9 protein-coding genes are annotated in these 10,398 nt (G+C 69.7%); 3 read left to right on the forward strand and 6 right to left on the reverse strand.

Features of this window, described 5'->3' with window-relative positions; genetic code table 11:
• Nucleotides 1–819: 819 nt before the first annotated feature.
• A complete protein-coding gene (locus ACIQU6_RS42795) occupies nucleotides 820–1,377 on the forward strand; it encodes an SMI1/KNR4 family protein (protein ID WP_403487822.1) in 558 nt (185 codons plus the stop codon).
• A gap of 255 nt (nucleotides 1,378–1,632) precedes the next feature.
• Nucleotides 1,633–2,553 carry a phosphotransferase family protein gene (locus tag ACIQU6_RS42800; RefSeq protein ID WP_403487824.1) on the forward strand — a complete coding sequence of 307 codons (921 nt, stop codon included), beginning with the start codon at nucleotides 1,633–1,635 and terminating at the stop codon, nucleotides 2,551–2,553.
• A gap of 123 nt (nucleotides 2,554–2,676) precedes the next feature.
• Here the strand turns inward: ACIQU6_RS42800 and ACIQU6_RS42805 are convergent, their stop codons facing one another.
• The 6 genes from ACIQU6_RS42805 to ACIQU6_RS42830 all read right to left on the reverse strand — a co-directional run bounded on the left by ACIQU6_RS42805 (nucleotide 2,677) and on the right by ACIQU6_RS42830 (nucleotide 9,520).
• Complete coding sequence (locus ACIQU6_RS42805; protein WP_403487826.1) at nucleotides 2,677–3,270, reverse strand: lipoprotein; 594 nt, start codon at nucleotides 3,268–3,270, stop codon at nucleotides 2,677–2,679.
• Between the two features lie 169 nt (nucleotides 3,271–3,439).
• A complete protein-coding gene (locus ACIQU6_RS42810) occupies nucleotides 3,440–4,741 on the reverse strand; it encodes an LPXTG cell wall anchor domain-containing protein (RefSeq protein ID WP_403487828.1) in 1,302 nt (433 codons plus the stop codon).
• A 317-nt stretch (nucleotides 4,742–5,058) separates the two neighbouring features.
• Complete coding sequence (locus tag ACIQU6_RS42815) at nucleotides 5,059–5,427, reverse strand: hypothetical protein (protein WP_403487830.1); 369 nt, start codon at nucleotides 5,425–5,427, stop codon at nucleotides 5,059–5,061.
• A gap of 112 nt (nucleotides 5,428–5,539) precedes the next feature.
• The gene (locus ACIQU6_RS42820) at nucleotides 5,540–5,989 is read right to left on the reverse strand and encodes a hypothetical protein (protein WP_403487832.1); all 450 of its coding nucleotides are present in this window, start codon (nucleotides 5,987–5,989) and stop codon (nucleotides 5,540–5,542) included.
• 285 nt (nucleotides 5,990–6,274) lie between these two features.
• Nucleotides 6,275–7,093 carry a hypothetical protein gene (locus ACIQU6_RS42825; RefSeq protein WP_403487834.1) on the reverse strand — a complete coding sequence of 273 codons (819 nt, stop codon included), beginning with the start codon at nucleotides 7,091–7,093 and terminating at the stop codon, nucleotides 6,275–6,277.
• A 369-nt stretch (nucleotides 7,094–7,462) separates the two neighbouring features.
• Nucleotides 7,463–9,520 (reverse strand): DUF2264 domain-containing protein, encoded by a 2,058-nt coding sequence (locus tag ACIQU6_RS42830; protein WP_403487836.1) that lies wholly within the window; start codon nucleotides 9,518–9,520, stop codon nucleotides 7,463–7,465.
• A gap of 152 nt (nucleotides 9,521–9,672) precedes the next feature.
• On the opposite strand from ACIQU6_RS42830, the gene ACIQU6_RS42835 reads away from it, so the two are divergent.
• The gene (locus ACIQU6_RS42835) at nucleotides 9,673–10,311 is read left to right on the forward strand and encodes a Gfo/Idh/MocA family protein (protein ID WP_403487838.1); all 639 of its coding nucleotides are present in this window, start codon (nucleotides 9,673–9,675) and stop codon (nucleotides 10,309–10,311) included.
• Nucleotides 10,312–10,398 lie beyond the last annotated feature (87 nt).

The following is a 10,398-nucleotide window of genomic DNA, read 5'->3' on the forward strand; positions in this document are numbered from 1 at the left end:
AGCCTGATGAGTCATCACAACCCAGACAACTCATAGAAACCACTCCATGTCCCCAACCGTGAGCAAGATCATCAATCGTGGGGCGACCCGTTACGCTGCCGCTTTCCCACACGCTTCCCCAAGGGGAGCCAGCACCCTGGCACGCCGCACCCCGCGTGTTCGACACCGCCCCGATGCCCGCCCCAAGACATTCGCCTCCGACTACGTGGGCAGGTTCCCTGCCGGGCAGCAGCTCAGCAGACGCCCCGTCGCCTTGAAGGCGTGGTGGATCACAACCGGTGCCCCGGAGGTGGGCCAGACCGCACCGGAGCTGTACGGCGGCACACCGAAGACCTGGGCGGCACTCGGAGACCTTCCTCCTGGCCCTGGGGGAGAGAGTCGTTGATATCAGGCGAGTGCGGACTTGGCGTCGGCGTGAGGCCGCGACGGAGCTGCCCCGAGGCGTCCGCCGTAGTCGGGTCATGGCGGCGGCTCCAGTCACCGTTCAACTCGTCCGCACAAGCTACGACGAACCCGAACGCGCGAGCCGAGGCAGCGGGAGCGAGCAGCCTTCCCCCAGGACGAAGCCGCCCCCACCGGCACGATCGGGCAACTCGCCTACGCCTGAAGGACGGAGAAGGCGCCCGCCCAACCAGGCCGCGACAGGCAAACCGCCCGAGACTGCCGGGCCCGGCATAACAAGCTCCTCGACCAACGCCACTCCCCCGCACCACCGCCGTCCCGCCCTCCTACGCCTCCTCGACGACGCCCTCCCCACCGAAGTGGCAGACGCGGCCGACGTTACGTCTCAGGCATCAACGTCGTTGTTACGGTCAGGGGATGGATACCTGGGATGTGGGCGCCGTTCGCGGCCGGATACGACGGATGGCGGCGCAGGACCCCACAGGCGAACGCTTCGGGGCCGAATCGCACCGGTACGCACTGTCGCCCGCGCTGCCGGAGGCGGAGATCAAGGCGTTCGAGGAAACTCACCGTATTGAACTTCCCCTGGACTACCGGTCGTTCGTCAGGCAGGTGGGCGAGGGGCCCGCCGGCCCCGGCCACGGGCTGATGCCCTTGACCACATCCCGCGCAGAGGTCGTCGAAGGCGAGGAGTGGGCCGTGGACGACGAGTGGGAACAAGACCGGCTGCCGGGTCGGCTCGCCGCGCCGTTCCGCCTCACCGAAGCCCTGCCCGGCCGCATCACGACACCGGCCGAAGAACTCACCCCAGGCACACTCATGCTGGCCGAAGAGGGCTGCGGTACCTACATCCGGCTGATCCTCAACGGTCCACGAGCAGGCGAAGTTTGGCGCATCGATCCCGACTGGGGCGGCTTCGTCCCAGCAAGCCCCGACTTCCGCACCTGGTACACCAAATGGCTTGACCGAACATGAACGCGCCCCTCACACCGATCGGGTCAGCCAGAGACCTCGGCAGGCACAGCAGCGGGTTGAGGTCCTGTCGTGCCTGTTTGGACGGGGCGGAACGCGCCACTCGGGTAACGAGAACGAGGACCGTGTCTCCGTTCGTGAAATCAGTGGACGACGCTGCCGCAAGTTCACTATCAACAAAGGGGACAAGGCGCTTCGAGGTCTCCTCCGCTCGGGTTCCGAACCGTACTCCCCGCGCTCCCAGTAGGTGATGTCCGCATGCTCACGCACCCCGTCAGCACCATCCGTGCCATCTTGGAAAGGGAGTTCCCGCAGACGTGCATCACGTCGGTCCACGCCCTCGACAAGGGCTACACGAGCAGGCAGTGGGTGGCCGACACCGACCAGGGGCGGCTGTTGGTCAAGGTGCCGCAGCGTGAACGGGACCCCGAGCACCTGCGACGGCTGATAGCCGCCGCGCAGGTGGCGGCCGAGCACGGCATCCCGGTGGTCCGCTACCGGCAGCTCGTCCCCCACGAGCCGGCCGTGGGCGGCCCGTTGGTCATCCAGGAGTTCCAGGAGGGTGACGCCGCGGGGGACGTGTGGGAATCCTTCAGCCGGGAGGAACGGCTGGCGCTGGTGGGCGACCTCGGCGATGTCGTCGGACGGCTGCACGCCATCAAGGGCCCGCACTTCGGTGACGTGGTCGGCGGTACGGTCGCGCCGACGCTGCGGCAGGCGGTCGAGGCGGAGGTGGAGGCTCTGCTGCCGCAGGCCGACCTGAGGCTGATCGGCGGCGCCGACGCCCTACGGACCGCCGTCGGCGCCGCCCTGGCGCGACTGGACGACGCGGCGAACATCCCGGCCCTCACCCACGGCGACCTGTGGCTACCGAACGTCCTCGTCCGTGAGGGACGGATCAGCTGCGTCCTGGACTTCGAACACGCTGCGTACGCCGACCGGTTCCGGGACTTCGGCAAGCTCGACGAGCACCTCTTCGACGACTTCACGGACGGCCGGGAGGTCTTCCTTGAGGCGTACACGGCGGCCTGTCCGCTGCCGGACGACCACCGCGAGCGCATCGACCTCGCCCATTTCCTGCACGCCCTGGCCATGCACGCCTACTTCCTGCGGTGGACCCCGCAATGGGCTCCGCAATACGCCGAACAAGCCAAGGCATGGCTGGCGCGTCAATCGTGAACCGACCGCCGGGAAGGCCCAGGACCGGCTGGATTTCGGCAAGCCTCCGCGCGGACGTGCGGCACTGCGTCGACGCCTCCACCCCGGCTTCGTCACCGCCCCATCAGGCGGGCCCAGGTCGTGTCAGGAGGTGGCGCGCATGGTGGACTTCACCCGGTCGTAGACCTGGCGGGTACGTTCCTCACCGCCGGGGTCATGGCCTTTTACCTCCAGCACGATGGTGTCCTTCGGCGCCACCACCGCGAACTTGCGGACCCAGATGCTGGGGTCAACGGCGCTCGGGGGTTGGAGTTCGTAGTCCATCTCCGCCGCCGGCTGTCCGGCTACGGTCATCGACTCGTTCACGTGCTGGTTGTGCATGTACTCGCCGTAGAGGTTGGACACTCCCTCGCCGTCGTGGTCACCCACCACCTTGCGAGGGTTGTCGCCCTTGAGGGAGTCGACGTCAACGGTGAGCTCCACCGCTTCCTTTCCCGTCCCCAGTTCGAGCTTGCAGGCATTGGAGAAGTGGTACCAGCCGCCCGAGTCGGCCTGTCCCAGCGGCTTCGCCTTCCAACCCCCCACCACCTCGAACGTCACCGGCAACTCGCACGCCGAGCGCGGACCGCCTATCGACGCCGCGGATTCCCGCTCATCCCGCGCACACCCGAGGGCCGCTGACGCCAACAGCGCCACGGCCAGCGCCCAAGACGCTTGACGAGGTATACGACTTTCCATCCAGGCCCCTCCCCCTGCTTCCGCGGAACCGTAGCCGACTTTCACAAAACGACTCAACAGATTCGGTATCCGGAGCGACCGCGGACGACGGGCGGAACAGTGGCCCGCCCCGCCGCCAGACTGCGGCCAGCCCGCCGGCGAGCCCGGTTACCCGCCGGCGGAGGACAGGTCAGTTGGTGCCCTTGGCTCCACGCTTGCGGCGCACGGTGAGGACCGCCCCGGCGCCCAGCAGTACCGCGGCGCCGCCGGCGAGGGCCAGCGTCTGTTCGGTCGAGGACGTGCCGGTCGTGGCGAGGCTGCCCTTGGCGGCGTCGGGGGTGGTCTCCGGCTTGGCTGAAGGATCGTGCTTCGTCGAACCGTTGGCTTCGGGCTTCGCCTTCGGTGTCGGGCGGTCCTTGTCCTCGGCGTTGCCGGGCTTGGCCTCGTCGACCTTGCCTGGCTTGCTGCCGGCGGGCAGGACCTCGAAGTCGTAGCGCTTCATCGGCCCGAGGACGCACGGGTTGTACTGGTCGGAGGCGTCACCCGCGAGAAGGGCCAGGGCCTTCTTTGCCGGGGTCTGCGCCTCGATCGCCATCCGCAGCTTCACGTCGCTGCGGGCACCGGGCTTCATCGACTTGATGGTCGCGATGCGGTCCGTGCCGTGGCCCCGACTGTCCAGTTCCTGCCAGCCGGAACCGTTGAACCACTGCACCTTCATGACGCGCTGGTCGGCCATCCCGGTGTGCAGCAGGGTGAAGGAGGTCAGCGGGGACACGTTCAGTGTGCGGTCGGTGTTGTTGGCCACCGTGAAGGAGAAGTCGACCGTGTTGCCGGCGACGACCTTCGAGGGCAGGCCGTTGGCCAGCACGGTCAGGCCCGGTACTCGCACGCATTCCTTGGCAGTGGTCAGCGCCTTGTCCGCGGCTTCCTTCGCCTTGTCGGCCTTGTCCAGGGCCTTGTCGAGCGTGTCGTACTCCCGCGACGCCGCGACCCGAGCGTCGTCCCAGGCATCTTGGGCATGGTCCAACTTGGTGTGTGCGTCCGCCTTGGCGGCCGCGGCCTTCTCGACCTGGGTCTGGGCCTCGTTGACTGCCTTTCGGGCCGTGGCCTTCCCGGCCTCGTCCGTGGCCGCGTCCAGCTTGGCCTCGGCATCCGCGACGGCCTGGTCCGCGGCCGCCTTGTCGGCGTCGGCCGCGTTGGCGACCTTCTCCGCGGCGAGCCAGGCCGCCTTCAGCGGGTGGGTGTCCTGGTCCAGTGCGGAGAAGGTGGCCTTCAGCTTCTCCTGCCCGGCCGCCTTGGCGGCCGCCGCCTCGTCATACGCCTGCCGCGCCGCTTCGGCGGACTGCGTCAACTCCGTGTAGGTCGGCCTGTGTTGCTCCTGCTGGGCCGGTGACGTGGCGTCGGCGAGGGCGGGGCCCGCGGCAAGCAGAACGCTGGGCGCGGTCGCCGCGGCGACGACAACGGCGGACGCGATGGTACGACGAAGAAGCACTGGAGCCTTTCCTGGTCAGAGAGAGGGGCGCCCGTAGCCTGGCGCAACGCCGGTGCGTACGGAGCACCTTGATCGTAAAACCGAAATAAGCCCCATTGGCAATGAAGTTTTGACTTGGATGAGCACTCCTCCTCTCCGTCCGGAGTGGCAAATCGTGACAATCGCGAGCAGTTGCTCTCGTTGTTGCGGTTTCCTCTGTGACGTACCCGACGGGCCGATGGGCGTTCCCGTGCTGCGGTGTCGCTTGGCGCAGGCATCGAGGATCGCTCGATGCCTGCGCCGCTCAGCCGGCGTCGGCGAACACGAGGTGAGGCCGGTCAGGAGTCCGGCGCGGGGTGGCCTTCGATGATGCGGCGCTCAGTGGAGTCGGCGTGGCGCCGTCCTCTGACTGTGGCGGTGAAGGCCCGCAACGCCCGTAGGACCCACAGCAGTCGGCGCTTGCGCGTTCGTCGGGAGCGGGGGCGCCATACGGCCTGCGTTGGGGCCGGGACCGGAGAGGTCGGTACCGGTGCGGACGGGTCGTCCTGGTTGGCGGGCACGGGAGTGGCCGCGGGGTGCGGCGGCGTGGGTCTCACCTCGCCTGGTGACGTAGTGGGGGTTGGGGTGCGGGGCTCGGGTCGGGCTGCGTTGCGGGCAGCCTCGGCGCGCACGAGGGCGCCGAGGGCCGCGAAGATGTCGGCGGGCATGCCGGAACTCCTGCGGTGCTGAGGTATTGGAGGCTGAAGTGGCAGGCCGCGAGGTCCCGTTGGCCCTTGTTGCAGGGCGGGCGGGATGGAGGTGGTACGCGGCCGGGTCCGCTCAGCAGCGCAGAACCGTCACCTGGGCGGGGGCTCCGGCGACGGCCGGGAGAACGGCCCAGGGAGCGGCGTGTTGGGGCGCGGCAAGGGAGGCCAGCACTCGGGATTCCCGAACCGCCTTGTCGTTCGGGCCGGTCGGAGCGTGGGGGCGCAGATGGCCGGCCGTCGCGTGGGACAGCCGCCGGAAGCCGTTGCCGTGGTGGTGTGCCTCGCCTCGCGAGCGTGTCAGCACGTCCGTCGAGGGGTCGCAGGTCCGGTCCGCGGGGCCGGTGGCGGCACCGGTGGCGACGCCGGCGGGGGCGGTGCAGCTTCCGGCGCCGGGCCACAGTGCGTCGGAGTAGGGGGCGGTCAACGCCGTGAAGAGCAGGGCCAACAGGGCCACGAACACCAGCATGCGGCCGTGGCCGTACCCGGTCGCCGCGGAGCGGCCGGTGTCGGCGGTGTTACGCATGCGGGTCTCCCAACGCTCTTCCGCGGAAGGCATGCCCCGGGAGGGACTGGGACATTCGGGAGCCAGATGAACAAGTCGGCTATTCCACTCGTTCCGGCTATGGGTCGTATGCGTGATCTAGCGCACCCCGGGCGCAGTTCGGGAGATGGGGCGCGGGATGCGGGTGTCGGGGTGCCTGGTTCCGCGCCCCGCGCCCCTGGTGGGCGCGGGTACGAACGCGGGCATTGGGCTCGCCAGGGATGCAACGATCCCCGCCAGTCGACAAGTCGGGACGTGGTGGTCCCGTCAGTCCTCCGCGCGGGCGCGACTGTAGTGATGGGCGAAACGCTCCAGCGGTTCGCCCTCCGCGTTCCACGGCCAGGGCGTCGCGACGCCGCCGGTGGCACGCAACGTGTTCGCGGCCTCGCCCGGTCGTGCGGCCTTGAGCAGTGCGTAGGCCAGCAGGTTCAGGTCGGCGAGCGCCCGCGCGTGGTGGAGGAAGCCGGGGCTCAACCAGTAGTGCGCAGCGTGGTCGAGCACGGCGACGGCGTCTGGGCGTCGCCAGAACTCCCCCGCGCCGAGGGCGGTCACGCCGCCGGGTGCCATGGCGCGCTGGTGACTGCGGACGAGTGCGGTGAGTTCCAGGCCGGCCGCGGGGGCGTTCGGTGGCATGGTGCGGACGCTGTCGAGCAGGTCCAGTACCTGGCCGCTGGAGCCGCACTCGTCGGGCGAGAGGTATCCCAGGGCCTGGAGGTGGGCCTCCCGGTTCCACGGGTCGCGGGCCTTGATCTCCCGCCAGACCGCGGACAGTTCGGTGGACGGCCACCGTTCCAGGCGGAGGGTCGCCAGGTACACCGCCCAGGGGGTGGGGTCGGCGGGCACCAGTTCGGCCGCGAGCCGGCAGCTTTCCCGGGTGGCGTTGAGGTCGATGGTGGAGCCTTCTTGGCCTGCCTGAAGCAGCTCCGACCAGGCGTGCAGTAGCACGGCGGACTGCTTGCGCGGGTTGTGCTCCCGCCATATGCCTGGCAGCGCCCGTCCCGCGGATCCGGCCAGGACGCGGAGGCGGTGGGCCTTGCGGTCCCAGTCCTCGCCGGCATCGTCCAGGATGTCCGACATCAGGGCCATGACAGCCGTATCGAGCGATCCGCGGTCCCAGCAGGTCTCGACGCGTCGCCGGACTCGCCCGAGGGCGACGTCGTCGAGTTCGGGGAGCAAGCGGGGACGGCTGCCTTTGCGGCGTCTGAAGACGGGCATTCCGCGATGGCCTTCCGGAGGAGAGGTGGACGGGTCGGAGTTTCGGGCATCGTACGGGCGAAGGGGCGCCACGTGATCCGCATCCCGCACTCCGAGACGCACCCGATATTCAGGCGCGTAGGTGGTGTCATGTATTGGCATGAGATGGGTGGTTTGCGAGAGGTATCGCTCCTCTCTCCAATTGACCTTTGGTTGGGGTTGGGGGTGGGGTGGGCGCGCAGTCGGCGAACTCGGGGAGTCCTACGCCGTCCCCGGAACGATGACCGGCCTCTGCCCCGGAGTGACGCGGGCGTACCGCACCGGCCCGGCCAGTCGTTCCCCTCCCACCAGCGGCGACTGGGCGACCTCCTCACCGAGGGCGAGGAGGACCCAAGTCCCGTCGGGGAAGCGGGTGTTGATCGTCGTCCCGTTGACGGTGCAGCGTACGGTCGGCGGGGTGGGGTCCGCACCGCGGCCGGTGAGGCCGACGAGGGCGACGTGTACGGAGCGTGCCGTGGTGCGTCGGCCGGTGGCGTGGGGAACGGCGGTGTGCCGGCCGAAGGCACTGGTGCCTTCGGCGGTCGCCACCGCGAGGTCGGTGTGGCCGGCGAGGGAGACGAACGAGCTGGTCAGGCCGTCGTCGGTGACGGCAGTGGCCCGGCCGTCGGCGGACCGGACGCGCGGGGGCCGCTCCCCCGCGATCTGCCAGCCGCTGTCGTACAGCGGTAGGTGTGGGGGCGCGTCGACCAGGTGGGCGCGGAGCTCCCACGCTCCCCAGAGCACGCTCGCGGTCTCGATGCGGGCCTCGGCATCCGTACGTCCGGCCCAGGTCGGGCGGTGCCAGGACGTGGCGTAGCGGTCGTGGACGTGGCGGCGGTGGATGCGTGCGCGGCCGGACAGCCCGAGTTCCGGGTGGTTGAGCGCCACGTGGTTGTCCGGTTGGGGCCTGTGGTGGACGGCTTGGGGGTGGGTGTTGACGTGGTAGGGGCCGGTGGTGGTGGAGTAGGCGAAGCGCGAGTAGTGCGGGTCCCCGGCCGTGCCACCCTGGCTGGCGCCGCCGTATCGGTCGCTGCCGTGGTTGTCGCTGCCGTGGTTGATCAGGCGGACGATGCCGTCGGCCCGGGTCGCCGAGAGGAGGAAGCCGGGGGCCGGCAGTGCCTGGATGCGGTCCTCGCGTTCGACGGGCAGGGGTTCCTCGGGGGCGGTCCAGCACGGGTGGTCCGCCGGCAGCAGCAGGCCGAGGAAGGCTTTGGAGAGCCAGTAGGGCGAGCCGGGGCCGGAATAGCGCTGCACCATGGGCGGATACGGCCCGTACCAGCCGAGGGTGGCGATCCCGTTCCGGTCGCGGAATCCGTGGTCGGTGAAGTGTCGCAACGCACCACTGGCCAGGCGCCTGGTCTGGCCCGGGCTGAGTGGCGTCGCGTCGGCCAGTGCGCCCAGCCAGGGGGCGGTGGCCGACGCGAAACGGTAGATGAGTGAGCGGCCCTGGTGCATGGGGGCGCCGTCCGCGCCGAAGAACAGTGCGAAGTCCGCGAGGAACCGTCGTAGGCGTGCCTTGAACAGCGGCAGGCGCTCTGCCCGGTCCGTGGTGCGCGGGTCGGCCATCAGGGCCCACAGGAGTGGGTAGGTATGCAGGGCCCAGCCGTTGTAGTGGTCGAAGTTGTCCGCGGTGTGGGGGTGGCCGCCGTCGCGGTACCAGCCGTCGCCGACGTAGAACTCTTCGATCCGTGCGAGGTCGGCGGCCATCTCGACGCGGTCGTGGGGAGCGCCGACGCTCGCCAGGAACTCGCCGACGATCACCCGGAACATATGCCAGTTGTTGTCGGGTATCGCCAGCCCCCACACGCCCTGGAACCACTCAACGGTCCGTTCCTGCACGGAACTTGGCAGGTTCTCCCACAGCCACGGTCGCGTCAGATGGAGTCCGAGTGCGAGCGAGCACGCCTCGACGAGCGTCTGGCGGCATGCCCGGTCGAGTGACGGCCATGCTTCGGGGTGTCCCGGATCGGCGCCGGCGCCGATACCCTCGGCGTACGACTGGAGCAGCCCGGCGGGCGCCTCCCCACCGCAGCCGGCGGTGCGGAAGGCCAACAGCAGGAACGTGCGGGCGAAGCCTTCGAGTTGGTCGGAGTGCGTGCCCGATACCGAGGGCCGGCCGGGCAGCACGATGCGCGCGCCGGAGGGAGAGGCGAACCGATGTACGTCCGTGAGGAGTTGGTCGGCGAGGGCCAACCAGTGGGTGCGGTCGTATCCCGTGAAGGGCGACAGCGTGCGGTCTTCGGGCGGCAGTTGTGAACCGTTCTCTTGCGTGGGCGGCATTCCACTCCTTGGGACGGCGGACCCCTCTCGTCAGCATGGCCGCCGCACCACGAGGGTGACAACCACGCGTGTCTGCCGGGGCGGACCATCACGGTCCGGCGTCGCGGCCCGCGCCCTGCTGCGTACCCACATCCCCCACACAGGAGAGGCAGTTGACGTTGTCGATCCCCCAGGAAGACTCCGCACCACACAACCAGGGTGACCTCCGACTGGCCGTAGTCGGTCTCGGGCTGCGCGGAAGGCTCGGCAGGCATGTCGCGGCGCGCGGCCTGCCGGCGCGGGTGGTGGCGGTGTGTGACCCGCTCGCGGCCCGTCGGGAGCGCAGTCGGGAGGTGTATCCGGAGGCGGCCCACCATGCCGACCATCATCCCTTGCTCGACCAGGGCGCGAACGGCGACTTGGACGGCGTCCTGCTGACCACGCCGGACGACACTCACGAGGAGCTGGCCGTCTCCTTCCTGGAGGCCGGCGTGGCGGTGTTCGTCGACAAGCCCCTGGCCATCACGACGGCGGGGTGCGACCGGGTGTTGGACGCGGCCCGGCGCACCGGCACCAGGCTCTACGTCGGGCACAACATGCGGCACATGCCGGTCGTCCGGACCCTGCGGGAGCTGGTCGCCAAGGGCGCCATCGGTGAGGTCAAGGCGATCTGGTGCCGTCATTTCGTCGGCCACGGCGGCGACTTCTACTTCAAGGACTGGCATGCGGACCGGCGGCGGACCACCAGTCTCCTGCTGCAGAAGGGTGCGCACGACCTCGACGTGATCCACTGGTTGGCCGGCGGCTACTGATCTTTGACTACTGGCTTGATGCGGGTGGGGCGAGTTCGAGGCCGGTGCCGGCCAGGAAGGCGGTGAGGAGTTCGGGATGTCGCTGGA

This window comes from Streptomyces sp. NPDC090442 (genome assembly GCF_044769405.1).
Taxonomy (GTDB): Bacteria; Actinomycetota; Actinomycetes; order Streptomycetales; family Streptomycetaceae; genus Streptomyces.

Coding starts and splice junctions, on each gene's coding strand:
- ACIQU6_RS42805 (WP_403487826.1), bottom strand. CDS start 3,270: ATGGAAAGTCGTATACCTCGTCAAGCGTCTTGGGCGCTGGCCGTGGCG.
- ACIQU6_RS42815 (WP_403487830.1), bottom strand. CDS start 5,427: ATGCCCGCCGACATCTTCGCGGCCCTCGGCGCCCTCGTGCGCGCCGAG.
- ACIQU6_RS42800 (WP_403487824.1), top strand. CDS start 1,633: ATGCTCACGCACCCCGTCAGCACCATCCGTGCCATCTTGGAAAGGGAG.
- ACIQU6_RS42830 (WP_403487836.1), bottom strand. CDS start 9,520: ATGCCGCCCACGCAAGAGAACGGTTCACAACTGCCGCCCGAAGACCGC.
- ACIQU6_RS42825 (WP_403487834.1), bottom strand. CDS start 7,093: ATGGCCCTGATGTCGGACATCCTGGACGATGCCGGCGAGGACTGGGAC.
- ACIQU6_RS42820 (WP_403487832.1), bottom strand. CDS start 5,989: ATGCGTAACACCGCCGACACCGGCCGCTCCGCGGCGACCGGGTACGGC.
- ACIQU6_RS42795 (WP_403487822.1), top strand. CDS start 820: ATGGATACCTGGGATGTGGGCGCCGTTCGCGGCCGGATACGACGGATG.